Consider the following 17,102-nt stretch of genomic DNA (forward strand, 5'->3'; position numbering starts at 1 on the left):
TGACGGAGGACGTGATCTTCCGGACCCCCGGCCTGCGGCCCGACGTGCCGGAGCTGGCGGCGGCGGTGGCGCGGGGCAGCCTGCTGACTTCCGAGATGGAGGTCTTTTTTGAGGTCTGCCCCTGTCCCGAGATCGCCGTCACCGGGTCCGACGGCAAGACCACGACCACCACGATCATCGCAAAGCTCCTGGAGGCCGCCGGGCGCACCGTCCACCTGGGGGGCAACATCGGCCGCCCGCTGCTGTGCGACACGCCGGACATCGCGCCAACGGATCTGGCGGTGCTGGAGCTCAGCTCCTTCCAGCTGATGACCATGGACCGGAGCCCCCGCATCGCCGTTATGACCAACCTGTCTCCCAACCACCTGGATGTCCACAAGAGCTACGGAGAGTATATCGCTGCCAAGGAAAATATCTTTACACACCAGACAGTCCGGGATATTGCCGTCTTTAATGCCGACAACGAGGCCACGGTCCGCTGCGCTGAAAAGGCCCCGGGCCGGGTGCGGTGGTTCTCCCGCCGGAAGGAGGTGGCGGACGGCGTGTTCCTCCGGGGTACCTCTATCGTCTGCCGGGGGCCGCAGGGCGAGCGGGTAGTGCTGGACACCGCCGACATCAAGCTCCCCGGCGTCCACAACATCGAGAACTACATGGCCGCCGTCGCCGCCGTGGACGGGATGGTCCCAGACGAGGCCATCCGGGCCTTCGCCCGCACCTTCGGCGGCGTGGAGCACCGGATCGAGCTGGTCCGGGAGCTGGACGGGGTGCGCTGGTACAACGACTCCATCGCCTCCAGCCCCAGCCGCACCATCGCCGGGCTCCGGTCCTTCCCGGAGAAGGTCATCCTCATCGCCGGGGGCAAGGACAAGGGCATCTCCTATGACGCCATCGGCCCGGAGATCAACGAGCATGTGAAAGCCCTGATCCTCTGCGGCGCAACCGCCGGGGTGATCCGGGCCGCCGTGGAGAAGGCCGCCAACTTCACCGGCCTGCCCATCACGGAGGTGGACAGCTACCAGTCCGCCGTGGCGCTGGCCCGTGAGACGGCGCGGCCGGGGGATGTGGTGCTGCTGTCCCCGGCCAGCACCTCCTTTGACCGGTTCGCCAACTTCATGGAGCGGGGCCGGGTCTTCAAGGATCTGGTGAACGCTCTGAAATAAGGCCAGGCCGCCCCCGCATACAATGGCGGGAAGGGGGCGTGATGGCCATGATCTGGCGCGGATTTTACTTCTACCGCCGGCGGATGGACCGCCGGCGGGTGCTGCGGGCCCTGGCGTTTCTGCTGATGGCTCTGGCGCTGACGGTGCTCTTCATCGCCGCCACCCAGATGCGGCCTCTGCTGGAGAGCATGGCCACCACCCGGGTGTCCAACACCGTTACCCGCATCGTCAGCGAGGCCGTGTATGAGGCCATCGAGAAGGGCGAGCTGCAGTACGACGGCCTGGTGTCCTTTGAGAAGGACACGGAGGGCCACATCACCGCTGTGCAGAGCAACATGGCGGCCTTCAACCACCTGCAGGCGGAGATTCTGGACACGGTCCTGACCCGCATCAGCCAGGTGCCCACCGGGGACCTGTCCATCCCCATCGGCAGCCTGACGGGTTCGACGCTGCTGGCGGGACGGGGGCCCCGCATCACCGTGCGGATGGAGTCCGTGGGGTCGTCGGAGGCGAACTTCCGCAACGCCTTCACCTCCGCCGGCATCAACCAGACCAAGCATCAGATCATCCTGACGGTGGATGTCTCCGTCAGCGTTCTGCTGCCGGGGTTCCGCACCGCCACCAAGGTGTCCAATTCCTTCATCGTGGCGGAGACGGTGATCGTAGGCACGGTGCCGGACACCTACACTTATTTCTCCACAGATCCGGATACGTACGAGGAGGATCTGAAAGACTACATTCTGAACAACAGCTGAGAAGGGAGCACACCCTATGGACTACCGCGAGGAAATGAAGCAGCTGCGGGACTTTTTGAACCAGCAGAGCTATCTGTACTATGTTCTGGACGCGCCGGTGATCCCGGATTACGAGTACGACCGGCTGAACCGGCGCCTGGAGGAGCTGGAGGCTGAGCACCCCGAGGAGATCACCCCGGACTCTCCCACGCAGCGGGTGGGAGACAAAATCCTGGAGGGCTTTGAGACCTATGAGCATCCGGTGCCGCTGGAGAGCCTGCAGGACGTGTTCAACGCAGAGGAGGTCTCGGAGTTCCTGGATCGGATGCGGGAGGCCCTGGGGGACGGCGCCGCCTACTCCGTGGAGCCCAAGGTGGACGGCCTGTCCGTGGCCCTGGAGTATCGGGACGGCGTGTTCGTCCGGGGCGCCACCCGGGGCGACGGCCGGGTGGGGGAGGACGTGACGGAGAACCTCAAGACCATCCGCGCCATCCCCATGCAGCTGCCGGAGAAGCTGCCCCGGCTCATCGTCCGGGGCGAGGTCTATATGTCCCGGGCGGTGTTCGCGGAGATCAATGCCCGCCGGGAGCTGGAGGGCAAGCCCCTCATGGCCAATCCCCGGAACGCCGCCGCCGGGTCCCTGCGGCAGCTGGACCCCAAGATCTGCGCGGAGCGGAAGTTGGATATCCAGGTGTTCAACCTCCAGCTGGCGGAGGGCAAGACCTTCCAGAACCACTCGGAGACCCTGGACTACATGGCCTCCCAGCACTTCAAGGTGATCCCCCACAAGACCCTCTCCGACCCGGCGGAGATTCAGGCGGAGATCGACCGGATCAACGAGGAGCGGATGGACTACCCCTTCGACATCGACGGGGCGGTCATCAAGAGCGACCACCTGGCGGACCGGGAGCGGCTGGGCTCCACCGCCAAGTTCCCCAAGTGGGCGGTGGCCTTCAAGTACCCGCCGGAGAAGAAGTTCTCCGTGGTCCAGGACATCGTGGTGCAGGTGGGCCGCACCGGCGTGCTGACGCCCAAGGCGGTGCTGTCCCCGGTGCGGCTGGCGGGCACCACCGTCACCAACGCCACCCTCCACAACCAGGACTTCATCACCGAGAAGGACATCCGCGTGGGGGACACTGTGCTGGTGCAGAAGGCGGGGGAGATCATCCCGGAGATTTTGAGCGTGGACTTCGACAAACGCCCGGAGGGCACGGTGCCCTACACGCTGCCGGACGCCTGCCCGGTGTGCGGCGCCCCAGTGGTCCGGGACGAGGACGGCGCGGCCCTGCGCTGCACCGGCGCGGAGTGCCCGGCCCAGCTGCTGCGGAACCTCACCCACTTCGCCAGCCGGGACGCCATGGACATCGACGGCTGCGGTCCGGCGGTGATCCAGCAGCTGATCGACTCCGGGCTGATCTCCAACGCCGCGGACCTGTACAGCCTCCACGCCGCGGACGTGGCCAAGCTGGACCGGATGGGGGAGAAGTCCGCGGAGAACCTGATCCGGGCCATTGAGAACTCCAAGGCCAACGACCTGAGCCGCCTGCTGTACGGCCTGGGCATCCGGCAGGTGGGGGAGAAGGCCGCCAAGACCCTCGCCGCCCACTTCGGCTCCATGGACGCGCTGATGGCCGCCACAGAGGAGGCGCTGACGGAGATTCCCGACGTGGGCGGCATCACCGCCCGGTGCATCGCGGACTACTTCCGGGGCGACCAGGCGAAGGACCTGATCCGCCGCCTGAAAGAGGCGGGGGTGAACATGGAGAGCACCGCCCAGCCCACCGGGGACCTGCTGGCGGGATTGACCTTCGTCCTGACCGGCGAGCTGGAGTCCGCCTCCCGCAAGGAGGCCGGGGAGAAGCTGGAGGCTTTGGGGGCCAAGGTGTCCGGGTCCGTGTCCAAAAAGACCGGCGCCGTGGTGGCCGGAGAGGCCGCGGGCAGCAAACTCCGGAAGGCCCAGGAGCTGGGGGTGCCGGTTCTCAGCGAGGAGCAGTACCGGGTGCTGGTGGACGAGGTCCCCGGCGACAAGGCGGAAATCCTGGCCCTGCTGGGCCGGGACGAGGCGGCAAAAGAAGCGGAATAAACAGGGAAGCGGGGGCTCACGCCCCCGCTCTTTCGGCTTGTGTGCAGGCTGCGCTGCGATGCGTGCCCGGCGGGCGTACCGTCAGCAGGGGTCATCGATCTGGATCATGAATTTTGTGACGTATTCCTCCGGGCTGGAGATCGCAAATTCGTTCAATCCAAGCTCGTAGGCAAAGCCCGTCAGTGTCAGATGCTGCCGGCGGGCATAGTCGATCATTTTTTGGTACATGGCGGGCGCCTTGTCCCAAGGTCCCTTCTGATAGCCGCAAAGATACCGCCCCGCCGGCCTGACGAACGTATGCGGACCGGATGCGCTGCCGGACGAATAGGTAAACAGCCCGTCGTATGTTTCAAAGGACCCGGCGGTGACTTTGTCCAGGGAGAGGAAGCTCCCGATTCCCATGCGTATCTGCTCAATGCCCCATTGACTTTTCAAATCGGTAAAAAGCCGGGATAAATCGTCTCCGGAAAAATCATACGGCAAAACAGAAATTTTGACCGCGCCGCACTCCTCGACCCTGATTTCCTCATCCGGCAGGCCCTCGCAAAGACGCACCTGCGCTTTTTTGGTCTTCAGTATGTTCCGCGCGCGCTTCAGCCTTCGTATCTCCAGATCGATTTCCGCCTCTTTCCGATCTGCGATCTGCAAAAACTTTTCCGGAGCAGGATGCTTACAGTAGTCCGCAATTTCCGCGATGCTCATATTCAACTCTTTCAGCATACGGATATACTCAAAAACAATGCTCTGTGATGCGTCGTAATAGCGGTAACCGTTTTCCCCCTTTTGGCAGGGGGAAAACAGGCCGATGTCGTCATAATAATGCAGCGTTCTCCGATTGACACCGTGCAGTTCCGCAAACTGGGCGGTGGTCATTTTTACAGTGTTTTGCCTCATCACAAAATAGCTCCTTTTCCGGTATTGACATTACAGCTGCTGTAAGGACTATTATACGGGGTATCCGAGACCAATACCAGGGGGAATATCATGGAGATGCAAATCAGAGAATATCAGAAACAGGACTTTCAGCCCTTAAAGGAAATCATCCGAAGCACGTGGCACTATGATGAGTTCAGCAGTCCCGAAACGGCTTCCAGGCTGGCGGAGGTTTTTCTGCGCAGCTGCCTGACAAATTACACCTTTTCACAGGTGGCCGTACTTGACGGAACTGCGGCAGGGATCATTTTGGTAAAGAACAACAAGGATCACAGATGCGCCCTCTCTGCCAGATTTCAGCAAATCCTGTCCATTGTGAAGCTGTATGCGTCCAAAGAGGGAAGGGCAGTCTCTCAAATCTTCCAAAACGTCAATGAGATCGATGAGCAATTGCTGCGCGGCTGCAAAAAGACCTATCCGGCGGAATTGGCTCTGTTTGCTGTCCGTTCATCCTGTCAGGGAAAGGGCATCGGCAAAAAGCTGTTTCATTCCGCGCTTGCCTATTTGAAACAGCAGGGATTGGATGAATTCTACCTGTTTACAGATACCAGCTGCAACTACGGCTTTTATGAACACCAGGGCATGTGCCGCCGCGGCCAGAGAGAGCATCTTTTCCAGATAAACGGGCAGACCGTAAGCATGAATTTCTTTCTTTATGACCGCGCAACGGTATTTCATGACGCTGCGGGCTGCAATTTTTGAAATTGTATTAACTGCATAAAAAATAATTGTTTTTTTGTGCAGTTCATCAATATTCTGGAGCGAGTCACTCCGAAACATTATCCAGTTCGGCCATAGACACCGGCGGCTCTGCGTGGTATCTTTGTTAAGCACCAGCCGGGAAGGCTGGGAGTCTGATACAGAAAGGATGTGTTTCCCATGCGACTGCGTTCCGAAGCGGACGTGCAGGAGTTCCTGGACGCCGTCAGCCAGTGCGGCGGCGACGTGTACCTGAAGAGCCCGGAGGGAGACATTTTTAATTTGAAATCCTCCATGTCCCGGTATATCGCCATCGGCCGCCTCATCGAGGAGCAGGGCGATACCCTGGAGCTCTTTGCCGACCGGAAGGAAGACCAGGCCCGGCTCATGCCCCTGGTGGAAGACCTGATGAAGAACGGGGACTGAGTCCCCGCAAAAAGCGCCCGCCCCGATCTCCCGGGGCGGGCGCTTTCCATTCAGTGGGTCACTTGTCAAAGGACGGGTTCACAAAGTAGAGATTCTTCTCGTTCATCTTGTCCTTGGCCAGCCGCAGTCCCTCGCCGAAGCGCTGGAAGTGGACGATCTCCCGGGCCCGGAGGAACTTGATGACGTCGTTGACGTCCGGATCGTCGGAGAGGCGCAGGATGTTGTCGTAGGTGACACGGGCCTTCTGCTCGGCGGCCAGATCCTCCGTCAGGTCGGCGATCAGGTCGCCCTTCACCGCCATGCTGGCGGCGCTGTAAGGGAAGCCGGAGGCGGCGGTGGGGTACACGCCGGCGGTCCGGTCCACAAAATACGTGTCAAAGCCCGCGGTCCGGATCTGCTCCTCGGTGAGGTCCCTGGTCAGCTGGTGGACGATGGCGCCGATCATCTCCAAATGGCCCAGCTCCTCAGTGCCGATGTCGGTCAGCAGGCCCTTCAGCTCCGCATAGGGCATGGAGTACCGCTGACTCAGGTAGCGCAGGGACGCGCCCAGCTCACCGTCGGGCCCGCCGTACTGGGAGATGATGACGGAGGCCAGCTTGGGATTGGTGTTCTTGATCTTCACCGGGTACTGGAGCTTCTTCTCATAAATGAACATCAGTCATTGCCTCCTTCCTCCCAGGGCCACGGGTCCTTCAGCCAGGCGAAGCCGTCCTCCGGCGTCAGGTCCGTCTGCAGCAGGGGGCCGTACATCTTCTGGTACTTCTCACGGCCCTCTTTCGCCAGCTTGATATAGGACCAGTACAGCTGCAGCGCCTCCTGATCCTGGGCGTGGGTGGTGAGATACAGGCCCAGCTCGTCAATGGCAAAGTCCAGGGCCATCAGCTCCACCAGGGCGGTGTTGGCCATTTTCGTCTTGGCCTGGATGGCCGCCTTGAAAGGCAGGTCAAGCCCCGGGAACAGGGTGCCGGTTTGCAGGGCCTCCATCCGGCTGTACCGGACAGGGTTCTCCTCCTGCATGGCTACAAAGGGAAACACCATGGGTGCACAGGTGCCGGGCAGAGTGCCCTGGTTCGGCTGGCAGGAGCCGGACGGCGGCATGGAAGGCACGGACGGCGTGGGCGGCGTATTGGTGTTGGGTTTCTCCATCTGCATGGATGCCTCCTTCTGGGGTAGGGTGCGCATGGGAACCATGCGCCCATGCCATCCTATGCGGAGATGGTCCGGGAGGAGCCTGCCCTTGATTTCCGCCGTCCGAGCCGCTATAATCGGGAATATGGGATAAGCAGGCGGGAATAGGCTTTCCCCAGGGGGTGCCGCCTGTGATTATTCTGATCCGAAAGCGCCATGTGGCGTATGTTGTGCTGCTGTGTTGTTTTGTCGCCGGGCTCTCCGCCGTGCTGTGGCATGGGAACGCCGCCTTCACGGCGGCGTTCGCCCCGGGGGAGGAGGGCGCGTCTCCCGTTGTGGTGGTGGACGCCGGCCACGGCGGGGAGGACGGCGGCGCTGTGGCCGCCGACGGCACGGTGGAGAGCGGCCTGAACCTCGCCATCGCCCGGCGGGTCCGGGACCTGCTGACCTTTGCGGGGGTGCCCACCACCGTCACCCGGGAGGGGGACGCCGCCATTTACGACCCCGGCAGCGCCACTCTGCGGGAGAAGAAGGTCTCCGACCTCCACAACCGGGTGGCTCTGGTGAATGAGCTGCCCGGCGCGGTGCTGTTGAGCATCCACCAGAACAGCCTGCCGTCGTCGCCCTCCACCCGGGGGGCCCAGGTGTTCTGGAACCGCCAGGAGGGGGCGGAGGAACTGGCGTCGTCCATTCAGGAGTCCCTGAACGGCGCCGTCAACGCCGGACATGAGAAGAAGGCCGCCCAGGTGCCGTCCTCGGTGTACCTGATGAAGGAGATCACCGCCCCCGGCGTGCTGGTGGAGTGCGGATTTCTCTCCAACGCCGCGGAGACGGAACAGCTGAAGGACCCGGCCTACCAGACAAAGCTGGCGGCGGCCATCGCGGCGGGCGTGCTGAATTCAGATAAGCGTTGAAAGAGAAAAGATCAGACAGTTTGTTCCTTTCTCTTTCCATGGGAGGTTGCAATGAAGCCAAAGACTCTGTTCTACTGCACGGAGTGCGGCAATGAGACGCCCAAGTGGGCGGGGAAGTGCCCGGCCTGCGGGGCGTGGAATACCATCGTGGAGCAGCCCCAGGCCGCCCGGGCGGCAGGGAAGGGGGCCTCCCGCCCGGCAGGAGGGGGGCCGTCCGCAGGGCCCGGCCGGTGACGGAGCTGGAGGCGGATGCGGAAATCCGGTTCTCCACTGGCATGGGAGAGCTGGACCGGGTCCTGGGCGGCGGTGCCGTCAAGGGCTCGCTGGTGCTGGTGGGCGGCGCGCCGGGAATCGGCAAGTCCACGCTGATGCTTCAGATCTGCGAGAGCCTCTGCCGGGAGAATAAGGTCCTGTATGTATCCGGCGAGGAGTCGGAGCACCAGCTGAAGCTCCGGGCCAAGCGGCTGGACGTGCAGAGCGAACGGCTGTTCGTGATCTCCGAGACCAGCCTGGGGGACCTGCTGGAGTCCGTGGCGGCGGAGGCGCCGGACGTGCTGATCGTGGACTCCATCCAGACCCTGTACAATGACGCGCTGGAGTCCCCGGCGGGCAGTGTCAGCCAGGTGAAGGACTGCACCATGGCCCTGATGCAGCTGGCCAAAGGGCAGGGGATCACGGTGTTCGTCATCGGCCATGTGAACAAGGAGGGGTCCATCGCCGGCCCCAAGGTTCTGGAGCACATGGTGGACTGCGTGCTGTACTTTGAGGGGGACCAGCACACCGCCTACCGCATCCTGCGGGCGGCCAAGAACCGCTTCGGCGCCACCAATGAGATCGGCGTCTTCGAGATGCGGGACAGCGGCCTCGTGGAGGTGGAGAACCCGTCAGAGATGCTGCTGTCCGGTCGGCCGGAGGACGCCCCCGGGACCTGCGTCACCTGTGTGATGGAGGGGGCAAGGCCGGTGCTGGCGGAGATTCAGGCGCTGGCGGTGTCGTCTCCGGCGGGCAACCCCCGCCGCACCAGCAACGGCTTTGACTACAACCGCTTCGCCATGCTGCTGGCGGTGCTGGAGAAGCGGGGCGGCCTGAAGGTCTCCGCCTGCGACGCGTACCTGAACATCATCGGCGGCTTGAGCCTGGACGAGCCCGCCGCGGATCTGGCGGCGGTGATCGCCCTGGCCTCCAGCTATCTGGACCGGCCGGTGCCGGCGGATTTGGTGGCCATCGGGGAGGTGGGCCTCACCGGAGAGCTGCGGTCCGTCAGCCAGCTGGGCCAGCGGGTCAGCGAGGTCCGGCGGCTGGGCTTTACCCAGTGCCTGATTCCGTCCCGCCGGACCGGGGAGCTGGCCGCGCCTGCGGGGCTTCGTCTGATCCCGGTGCGGAATATCGGTGAGGCGATCCGAGCCGCCCTTCGTCCGTCGGAATGAAGTGGACGCAGGCGCCGCCCAGGGCGGGGAGGCCCGCCGCGGCGGCGCTGTCCAGCGTGCAGACGCCGTCCTGCTGATACACACATTGGCTGGTACAGGGAATCAAACTCATACACATCATCCCATCTCCATGGATTTGGGACTAGCTTTGCCGAAAGCGGCGGTTTTTATGTCCGGTCCGGAGATGCGCCGCGCATTCCGGCGTGTGCCGCCGGCGCTGCGGCTGCGGTCCGGCCGGGAAATTTTCAAAAGACCTGTCAGGGAAGGAGGTTTTGCGGGGAGACAGAAAATTGAACAAAATAAAAATTTTGTTCAATTTGGGGGAGAGCCAAACCGCTCCGGGGCCCGTTTCAGGCCCCCGGCACGACCTACCCCCCCAGCAGCCGCTCCGGCGGCTGCGCGGAGTATCTGCCCGCAAGTTGACACCGTTATGGCTGATTACCGCACCGAAGCGCCGCAGATTCTGCGGGACTTTCTCTCGTACCACGAGACCATCAAAGCCCACTCCAAGCGGACCGTGGACGAATACTTTCTGGACCTGCGGAATTTCTTCCGCTATCTCAAGCAGACCCGGGACCCGTCCCTGTGTGACCGGTCTCTGGATGAGATCGACATTATGGACGTGGATCTGGACTTCGTGGCCTCCGTGACCCTGACGGACATTTACGGCTACATGACGTACCTCAGCCGGGACCGGGTCCAGCACCAGAACAGCCGGAATTCCGGCTACGGCCTGAACGCCGCGTCCCGGGCCCGGAAGATCGCCACGATCCGGTCGTTTTACAACTACCTCACCAATAAGATGCACTTACTTCGTGAAAATCCTGTCAAAGATATGGATTCTCCGAAATTGAAGAAAACCCTGCCCAAATACCTGACCTTGGACGAGAGCATCCAGCTCTTGGACTCCGTGGACGGCAAAAATCAGGAGCGGGATTACTGTATCCTGACGTTGTTCCTCAACTGCGGGCTGCGGATCAGCGAACTGGTGGGTCTGAACCTCTCCGACATCCAGGAGGATGCCCTGCGGGTTCTTGGCAAGGGCAACAAGGTCCGGATCATCTACCTGAACGACGCCTGCCAGGACGCCATCGCCAAATATCTGGCAGTGCGGCGGCCCATCACCGGCCGGGACGCAAACGCCCTCTTCCTCTCCTCCCAGAACGAGCGGATCAGCCGCTCCACGGTCCACGCCATGGTGAAAAAGCGGCTGGGTCAGGCGGGCATCGACCCGGCGGAGTACAGCTCCCACAAGCTGCGGCACACCGCCGCCACGCTGATGCTGCAGAACGGCGTGGACGTCCGGGCCGTCCAGGAGGTGCTGGGCCACGACCATTTGAACACCACGGAAATCTACACCCACATCGACAACGAATCCCTGCGGATAGCTGCAAAGGCAAATCCCTTGTCACACGTGAAAAAATCAAGGAAAAAGCAAAAGGAAACCGGCTGAGAGGCGCTCCCTCCCAGCCGGTTTTCCCTGTTCATTTTGCGCAAACGATTGCCTAAGGCCGGATGGTGCCCAGTACGTGCAGAAACCGGATGTCCTGGAACGTGTAGGTGGACAGGGGCCGGTTGTCGGCGTCGTAGCTGTGGGCGGCGATCAGTACCGTCTCCAGGGTGATGGGCGCCGTCACCCGCACCACCACCGGCGTATGCTGGAACTCCTGGCCGTTGAAGCTCAGCTGCACCAGGTCCCCGGGCTGCAGGTCCTCCAGGGCGCAGGGCTGGGCCACCGGCCCCACGGAGGGCGCCTGCCTGGTCATGAAATTCCAGAAATAGGGCACCCCGGTCCAGGAGGGGGACTTCTGGTTGGCGTCGATGTAGTACCAGCCGAAATCCGGGGTGAAGTTCATCACACCGCTGCCGGCGAACACACACTGAGACGCGAAGTTGGTGCAGTCTCCCCCACGTTCTCGTAGTCGTAAAAGGCCGGGTTCCGGCCATAGGCCCACTGGTGGGCATACAGCACGGCGGCACTGCGGTCGTAGTCTGCAAAAAAGCGCATGGGCTCCCCTCCTCTTCCCGCCATTGTATGCGAAAGAGGGACGTTTGGTCAGTTGGGAGTTCGGAATTCATGTGTTCTGCTGCAGGCGGAACAATTGGAATGGGTCCGGCAAAGCCGGACCCAGAAATTGCTCATTCCGCATGATTCCTCATTCCTAATTCGCTCCGATAGCGCTCCGCCTGGTCCAGCAGCTCTCCGGCGCTTGCCAGCAGGGCCTCTGTCACGCGGCTGCCGCCGGTGATCCGGGCCAGCTCCGCCTTCCGCTGCTCCCAGTCCAGCAGCACCACACGGGTATAGGTGCGGCCGTCTCGCTCCCCCTTCTCCACGGAGAAGTGGGTGTCCGCCATGGCGGCCAGCTGCGGGAGGTGGGTCACGCACAGCACCTGCTTGCGGCGGCTGACCTGGGCCAGCTTCTCCGCCACCTTCTGGGCCGCACGGCCGGAGACGCCGGTGTCCACCTCGTCGAACACCAGCGTGCCGATGGACTCCTGCTCCGCCAGCACATTTTTCAGAGCCAGCATGATCCGGGCCAGCTCACCGCCGGAGGCGATCCGGGCGATGGGCTTCAAGTCCTCCCCGGCGTTGGCAGACATCAGAAACCGGACGGCGTCACAGCCGTCGGGGCCCGGCTCCTTCTCCCCGAAGTCGATGGCGAACCGGACCTTGTGCATGTCCAGGTCCCGGAGCTCGGACTGGATGCGCTGCTCCAGAACGGCGGCGGCCTCTTTCCGGGCGGCGGTCAGCTCCGCCCCCGCTGCCAGGACGGCCTTCCGGGCCTTCTCCAGCTGCTGTTCCAGCCGGGCCAGGGTGTCGTCCGCCGTCTCCATATCATCCAGCTCCCGGCGGCACTTGTCCAGGTAGGCCAGCATCTCATCCACCGTGGCGCCGTACTTCTTTTTCAGCCGGTACAGCAGGTCGGACCGGCTCTCCACCGCGTCCAGCTCCGCCGGGGAGAAGTCGAACGCCTCCCGCTTGTCCCGAATGATCTCGGCAAGGTCATAGGCTTCACACCGCAGCTGTTCCAGGCGCTGGTACAGCTCCCCCATGTCTCCGGAGAGCGTGCGGACACCGGCGAGGGCCTCTTCCGCGTCCCGGAGGGCGGAGACGGCGCCGCCTCCCTCCTCCCCGCCGTTCAGGCAGTAGTCCGCCCCCGACAGGGCGGAGAGGTACTTCTCCCCGTTCCGCAGCAGGTCCCGCCGCTCTGTGAGGCTCTCCTCCTCGCCGGGCACCAGCTGGGCCCGCTCCAGCTCGTCGATCTGAAAGCGGAGGCTGTCCATCCGCCGGGCCTTCTCCGCCTCGTCCATCTGGAGAGCCCGAATCTTCGCCTGTAAGTCGGCCATGGCTTCATAGGTCGTCTGATACCGCCCCAGGGGTGCCTCCGTCCGGCCAAAGCGGTCCAGATAGCTCAGGTGCTGCTCCTCGTCCAGCAGCTGCTGGCCGTCGTGCTGGCCGTGGATGTTCAGCAGCTCTTCTCCGATCCTGCGCAGCTGGGCCACGGTGACAGGGCGGCCGTTGACCCGGCAGAGGTTCTTGCCGTCCCCCGTCAGCTCCCGCTGGAGCAGCAGGTGGCCGTCCTCGTCCGGGGCAGCTCCGGTCTCCGCCAACCCGGCCAGATCACCGGGCACCTGGGAAAATTCGGCGCTGACAAAGGCCCGGTCCGCGCCGGTGCGGACCAGGTCCCGGGAGGTGCGCCCGCCCAGTACCGCGCCCATGGCGTCGATGACGATGGACTTGCCGGCGCCGGTCTCGCCGGTGAGGGCGTTGAAGCCGGGGCGGAACTGGATGTCCGCCTCCTGGATGACCGCGATATTCTCAATGTGCAGAAGCTCCAGCATGGGACTCCTCCTCTGAAAAAGCGCCCGGCAGGTCCGCCGGGCGCGGCAATGTCAGCTGATGAACATGGCGTCGCCAAAGGAGAAGAAGCGGTATTTCTCCCGCACCGCCTCCTCATAGGCGGCCAGCACGTGCTCCCGCCCGGCGAAGGCGGACACCAGCATGATGAGGGTGCTCTCCGGCAGGTGGAAGTTGGTCACCAGGCCGTCCATCACCTTGAATCGGTAGCCGGGGTAGATATAGATGTCCGTCCAGCCGGACTTGGCCTCCATGTGTCCGTCCTCGGCGGCCCAGGATTCCAATGTCCGACAGGAGGTGGTGCCCACACAGATGCACCGGCCCCCGCCCTTCCGGGTCTCGTTGATGAGGTCCGCCGTCTCCTGGGGGATGGTGCAGTACTCGCTGTGCATGGGGTGGTCCTCAATGGTGTCCTCCTTCACGGGCCGGAAGGTGCCCAGGCCCACATGGAGCGTCACATACCCGATCTTTACGCCCTTGGCCCGGATCTTCTCCAGCAGCTCCGGGGTGAAGTGGAGCCCCGCCGTGGGGGCGGCGGCGCTGCCCAGGACCTTGGAGTACACGGTCTGATACCGCTCCTGGTCCTGGAGCTCCTCCTTGATGTAGGGGGGCAGAGGCATCTTGCCCAGCCGCTCCAGCGTCTCCAGAAAGATGCCCTCGTAGTCGAAGCGGATCAGGCGGCCGCCCTCCTCCAGCTGCTCCACGATCTCGGCGGTCAGCTCCCCGTTGCCGAAGGACAGTCTGGTGCCCTTGCGGAGCTTCCGGCCCGGGCGGACCAGACACTCCCACACCTTGTCTCCCCTGTCGTTCAGCAGCAGCACCTCGCAGATGCCGCCGCCGGGCAGCCGCTGTCCCACCAGACGGGCGGGCAGCACCCGGGAGTTGTTCAAAATCAGGCAGTCGCCGGGGTTCAGGTAGTCCGGCAGGTCGTAGAAATGGTGGTGTCCCGTGGCGCCGCTCACCCGATCCAGGGTCATCAGGCGGGAGGTGTCCCGCTTCTCGATGGGGGTCTGGGCGATCAGCTCCTGGGGCAGGTCGTAGTAAAAATCACTGGTCTTCATGTTGCTTCCTTCTCGTTACCGGACACGGATGCCGGTGAAATAAAATTCCAAAATGTCGATGTAGTCGTGGCCCTGCTCCGCCATGGCCCTGGCGCCGTACTGGCTCATGCCCACGTTATGGCCGTTTCCGGTGCCGGTGATGGTGATGCCGCCCCGGGAGGCGGAGCCCCGCCCGCCGGAGCTGCCGCCGGTGAGGTCCGCCGTTCCGGAGGCGGAGATGGCGGCGTGGTCCTCCCCCTCTAGGCGGCTGACGGTGCCGCTGCCGGAGATGACGGACGCACCGTCCAGAGCCGACAGGGTGCCGGAGGCGCTGTTCACCGCGTAGCTGCTGCCGCCCCCGGTGCCGCCGGTGATGGTGAACCGCAGGCTGGGGACGTTCTTGCCCAGGGTGGTGCTGTAAAAGGCCATCCGGGCATCGTCCCCCGTGCGGACCAGGGTCTTTCCGCGGCTGTCCACAAAGGTCACGGAATACACGTTGCCCAGATCGGTGACTTCCGATACATAGGCGTCCACCACGTCCCCGATGTCGTAGCCGCTGTTCTGCAGCACCCAGGTCAGCTCCTCCCAGGTATAGGTGACCGTCCACCTGTAATCAGGAATGGAGATCTGCGCCTCGTAGGGGTCTTCCTTTCCCCGGAGATAGGGCACGTCGGTGCCCCAGACGTTCTCCGCGTCCTCGGTGGCGCCGCCGTCGGAGGAGTGGTAGTAGGCCTGGGCCAGCTCGCCGTCATAATAGAGGCACTCCCCCTCCGTCTCCTCCACCGCCCGGTCCGTGGCGGAGGTGGCCTCACCGATGCCGCTGTACGCTTGGCAGTCTGTGGAGCTGCACACGTCGAATCCGTAGGCGGACAGGTGCTTGGTGGTGAGGCAGGCAAAGGTCCGGGCGCACACGGCCTGGGCCTTCAAGGCCTCCAGCTCCCAGTTCCCCGGCATTTCAGAGGGCAGAACGCCCTTCACATAGTCCTCCAGGTCCACCACGTTCACCACCTGCAGCCCGCCGCCGCTGACGGTGTACTCGAACCCGCCCCGGTAGCGGTTCCCCCGGAACCAGGTGACGGGGTCCCGGCCCTGGGGCATCACGGCCAGGGTGTCCTCCCTGCTCTCATAGAGGACCCGGTCTGTGCCGGTGATGGTCACCTGGATGCCGTCCCGGCCTGCCGGCTCCATGGTGATGGCGGTCTCGTCCGTCTCACCCAGGGACACGAAGGTCCGGTCGTCCTCGAAGTACCCGAACTCGTAACCGCTGCCCTCATCGTTTTCCAGGTTGGCGGAGGACATGACGGAGGAGCCGTACCGCAGCCCCACCTTCACCGTATCATTGGTGACGGCGGAGGCGCTGACAGTACCCAGGGCGTAAAATGTCACAATCAGCGACAGCAGGAACAAGCCTTTTTTCATGGAACCTCCCCAAGCCATGCACCTTGACGGAATCGCAGAAGTATGCTAATATATGTACAAATGTCCGTGCTGGAAGTACAGGCTTTCTACATCAATATGGATCATTATAGTACATTCCGGCGCCATATTCAACCAAAATCGACGGAAGGCATCGCGTTTTTCCGCCGCAACATGGGAGCAGGAGGCACATACTATGAAACAGTACAAAGTCGGAATCATCGGCGGCACCGGCATGGTGGGCCAGCGCTTCATCACGCTGATGGAGCATCACCCCTGGTTTCAGCTGACGGCCATCGCCGCCAGCGCACGCAGCGCCGGCAAACCTTACGCCGAGGCGGTGGCGGGCCGCTGGGCCCTGGACGTCCCCATGCCGGAGGAGGCCAAAAATCTGGTGGTCCTGGACGCGGAGCAGGACGCGGAGCGGCTGGCCTCCATGGTGGATTTCTGCTTCTGCGCCGTGGACATGAAGAAAGAGGAGATCCGGGCCCTGGAGGAGAAATACGCGAGACTGGAGTGTCCCATCGTCTCCAACAACTCCGCCCACCGGTGGACCGACGATGTACCCATGGTAGTCCCGGAGATCAACGCGGACCATCTGGCGGTGATCGAGGCCCAGCGCAAGCGCCTGGGCACCCGCCGGGGCTTCATCGCCGTGAAGAGCAACTGTTCGCTCCAGAGCTACGTCCCGGCCCTGCACCCCCTGAAGAAGTACGGCCTGGACAAAATCCTGGTCTGCACCTATCAGGCCATCTCCGGCGCCGGCAAGACCTTCCAGCGCTGGCCGGAGATGGTGGATAACTGCATTCCCTACATCGGCGGCGAGGAGGAGAAGAGCGAGCAGGAGCCGTTGAAGCTGTGGGGCCGCGTGGAGGACGGGAAGATCGTCAGGGCCGACGGCCCCTCCATCACCGCCCAGTGCTTCCGGGTGGCCTGCCAGGACGGTCACATGGCCGCGGTGTTTATGAAATTCGCGGACGGCAAGGCCCCCTCCATAGAGCAGATCAAGGCCGACTGGGCCGCCTTCCGGGGCGTACCCCAGGAGCTGGAACTCCCCTCCGCCCCCAAGCAGTTCCTCCACTACTTTGAGGAGCCTGACCGGCCCCAGACCCGGCTGGACCGGAACCTGGAGCACGGCATGGCCGTGTCCGTGGGCCGCCTGCGGCCGGACACCCAGTACGACTACAAGTTCGTGTGCCTCTCCCACAACACCCTGCGGGGCGCTGCGGGCGGCGCGGTGCTCCTGGCGGAGCTGCTGTGCGCCAAGGGATACATGGACTGAT

The 17,102-nt window shown here is 63.5% G+C and carries 16 protein-coding genes and 1 pseudogene; 9 read left to right on the forward strand and 8 right to left on the reverse strand.

Features of this window, described 5'->3' with window-relative positions; translation table 11 throughout:
- Positions 1-11: 11 nt before the first annotated feature.
- Genes murD through ligA form a run of 3 tightly spaced genes read left to right on the forward strand, consistent with a single transcriptional unit; the run spans position 12 to position 3,977 of the window.
- The gene (murD, locus tag EIO64_RS18535) at positions 12-1,160 is read left to right on the forward strand and encodes a UDP-N-acetylmuramoyl-L-alanine--D-glutamate ligase (RefSeq protein ID WP_346730058.1); all 1,149 of its coding nucleotides are present in this window, start codon (positions 12-14) and stop codon (positions 1,158-1,160) included.
- Positions 1,161-1,207: 47 nt separating this feature from the next.
- Complete coding sequence (gene yunB, locus EIO64_RS18540; RefSeq protein WP_036628743.1) at positions 1,208-1,915, forward strand: sporulation protein YunB; 708 nt, start codon at positions 1,208-1,210, stop codon at positions 1,913-1,915.
- A 16-nt stretch (positions 1,916-1,931) separates the two neighbouring features.
- Entirely contained in the window at positions 1,932-3,977 is a 2,046-nt protein-coding gene (ligA, locus tag EIO64_RS18545) for an NAD-dependent DNA ligase LigA (RefSeq protein ID WP_119310952.1), read from the forward strand.
- 81 nt (positions 3,978-4,058) lie between these two features.
- On the opposite strand, the gene EIO64_RS18550 is transcribed toward ligA, so the two are convergent.
- Positions 4,059-4,871, reverse strand: coding sequence for a MerR family transcriptional regulator (locus EIO64_RS18550; RefSeq protein ID WP_119310953.1), 813 nt, complete (start codon positions 4,869-4,871; stop codon positions 4,059-4,061).
- Positions 4,872-4,961: 90 nt separating this feature from the next.
- Here EIO64_RS18550 and EIO64_RS18555 point away from each other — a divergent pair, with 90 nt between their 5' ends.
- Both EIO64_RS18555 and EIO64_RS18560 read left to right on the forward strand, forming a co-directional pair.
- The gene (locus tag EIO64_RS18555; protein ID WP_025545342.1) at positions 4,962-5,612 is read left to right on the forward strand and encodes a GNAT family N-acetyltransferase; all 651 of its coding nucleotides are present in this window, start codon (positions 4,962-4,964) and stop codon (positions 5,610-5,612) included.
- Positions 5,613-5,789: 177 nt separating this feature from the next.
- Complete coding sequence (locus EIO64_RS18560) at positions 5,790-6,035, forward strand: hypothetical protein (protein ID WP_021750720.1); 246 nt, start codon at positions 5,790-5,792, stop codon at positions 6,033-6,035.
- A 58-nt stretch (positions 6,036-6,093) separates the two neighbouring features.
- Here EIO64_RS18560 and EIO64_RS18565 read toward each other — a convergent pair whose 3' ends face one another.
- Complete coding sequence (locus EIO64_RS18565; protein ID WP_021750721.1) at positions 6,094-6,690, reverse strand: manganese catalase family protein; 597 nt, start codon at positions 6,688-6,690, stop codon at positions 6,094-6,096.
- Entirely contained in the window at positions 6,690-7,187 is a 498-nt protein-coding gene (locus EIO64_RS18570; protein WP_025545340.1) for a spore coat protein CotJB, read from the reverse strand. The genes EIO64_RS18565 and EIO64_RS18570 overlap by 1 nt, the downstream gene beginning before the upstream one ends.
- Positions 7,188-7,354: 167 nt before the next feature.
- On the opposite strand from EIO64_RS18570, the gene EIO64_RS18575 reads away from it, so the two are divergent.
- The 3 genes and pseudogenes from EIO64_RS18575 (at position 7,355) to EIO64_RS18585 (ending at position 10,957) form a co-directional block, all read left to right on the forward strand.
- Positions 7,355-8,077, forward strand: a complete 723-nt coding sequence (locus EIO64_RS18575) for an N-acetylmuramoyl-L-alanine amidase (protein WP_136891741.1) — start codon at positions 7,355-7,357, stop codon at positions 8,075-8,077.
- Between the two features lie 51 nt (positions 8,078-8,128).
- A pseudogene (radA, locus tag EIO64_RS18580) lies at positions 8,129-9,504 on the forward strand (DNA repair protein RadA).
- Between the two features lie 430 nt (positions 9,505-9,934).
- Positions 9,935-10,957, forward strand: a complete 1,023-nt coding sequence (locus EIO64_RS18585; RefSeq protein ID WP_119310956.1) for a tyrosine recombinase XerC — start codon at positions 9,935-9,937, stop codon at positions 10,955-10,957.
- Positions 10,958-11,009: 52 nt separating this feature from the next.
- Here EIO64_RS18585 and EIO64_RS18590 read toward each other — a convergent pair whose 3' ends face one another.
- From EIO64_RS18590 to EIO64_RS18605, 5 genes are all read right to left on the reverse strand, one after another.
- Entirely contained in the window at positions 11,010-11,363 is a 354-nt protein-coding gene (locus tag EIO64_RS18590; RefSeq protein WP_429835357.1) for an amidase domain-containing protein, read from the reverse strand.
- Positions 11,360-11,512, reverse strand: coding sequence for a hypothetical protein (locus EIO64_RS19325; protein ID WP_429835358.1), 153 nt, complete (start codon positions 11,510-11,512; stop codon positions 11,360-11,362). The genes EIO64_RS18590 and EIO64_RS19325 overlap by 4 nt, the downstream gene beginning before the upstream one ends.
- Before the next feature lie 131 nt (positions 11,513-11,643).
- Entirely contained in the window at positions 11,644-13,347 is a 1,704-nt protein-coding gene (recN, locus tag EIO64_RS18595; protein ID WP_136891742.1) for a DNA repair protein RecN, read from the reverse strand.
- A 51-nt stretch (positions 13,348-13,398) separates the two neighbouring features.
- The gene (gene queA, locus EIO64_RS18600; RefSeq protein WP_025545288.1) at positions 13,399-14,424 is read right to left on the reverse strand and encodes a tRNA preQ1(34) S-adenosylmethionine ribosyltransferase-isomerase QueA; all 1,026 of its coding nucleotides are present in this window, start codon (positions 14,422-14,424) and stop codon (positions 13,399-13,401) included.
- A 15-nt stretch (positions 14,425-14,439) separates the two neighbouring features.
- Complete coding sequence (locus EIO64_RS18605; protein ID WP_021750224.1) at positions 14,440-15,822, reverse strand: SpoIID/LytB domain-containing protein; 1,383 nt, start codon at positions 15,820-15,822, stop codon at positions 14,440-14,442.
- Between the two features lie 193 nt (positions 15,823-16,015).
- Between EIO64_RS18605 and asd the strand changes: the two genes are divergently transcribed.
- Entirely contained in the window at positions 16,016-17,101 is a 1,086-nt protein-coding gene (gene asd / locus EIO64_RS18610; RefSeq protein ID WP_025545280.1) for an aspartate-semialdehyde dehydrogenase, read from the forward strand.
- Position 17,102: the final 1 nt, after the last annotated feature.

This window comes from Dysosmobacter welbionis, from assembly GCF_005121165.3.
GTDB lineage: Bacteria > Bacillota > Clostridia > Oscillospirales > Oscillospiraceae > Oscillibacter > Oscillibacter welbionis.

Coding starts and splice junctions, on each gene's coding strand:
- EIO64_RS18550 (WP_119310953.1), bottom strand. CDS start 4,871: ATGAGGCAAAACACTGTAAAAATGACCACCGCCCAGTTTGCGGAACTG.
- EIO64_RS18565 (WP_021750721.1), bottom strand. CDS start 6,690: ATGTTCATTTATGAGAAGAAGCTCCAGTACCCGGTGAAGATCAAGAAC.
- EIO64_RS18555 (WP_025545342.1), top strand. CDS start 4,962: ATGGAGATGCAAATCAGAGAATATCAGAAACAGGACTTTCAGCCCTTA.
- recN (WP_136891742.1), bottom strand. CDS start 13,347: ATGCTGGAGCTTCTGCACATTGAGAATATCGCGGTCATCCAGGAGGCG.
- EIO64_RS18560 (WP_021750720.1), top strand. CDS start 5,790: ATGCGACTGCGTTCCGAAGCGGACGTGCAGGAGTTCCTGGACGCCGTC.
- asd (WP_025545280.1), top strand. CDS start 16,016: ATGAAACAGTACAAAGTCGGAATCATCGGCGGCACCGGCATGGTGGGC.
- queA (WP_025545288.1), bottom strand. CDS start 14,424: ATGAAGACCAGTGATTTTTACTACGACCTGCCCCAGGAGCTGATCGCC.
- ligA (WP_119310952.1), top strand. CDS start 1,932: ATGGACTACCGCGAGGAAATGAAGCAGCTGCGGGACTTTTTGAACCAG.
- EIO64_RS18605 (WP_021750224.1), bottom strand. CDS start 15,822: ATGAAAAAAGGCTTGTTCCTGCTGTCGCTGATTGTGACATTTTACGCC.
- EIO64_RS18585 (WP_119310956.1), top strand. CDS start 9,935: ATGGCTGATTACCGCACCGAAGCGCCGCAGATTCTGCGGGACTTTCTC.
- yunB (WP_036628743.1), top strand. CDS start 1,208: ATGATCTGGCGCGGATTTTACTTCTACCGCCGGCGGATGGACCGCCGG.
- EIO64_RS18570 (WP_025545340.1), bottom strand. CDS start 7,187: ATGCAGATGGAGAAACCCAACACCAATACGCCGCCCACGCCGTCCGTG.
- EIO64_RS19325 (WP_429835358.1), bottom strand. CDS start 11,512: ATGCGCTTTTTTGCAGACTACGACCGCAGTGCCGCCGTGCTGTATGCC.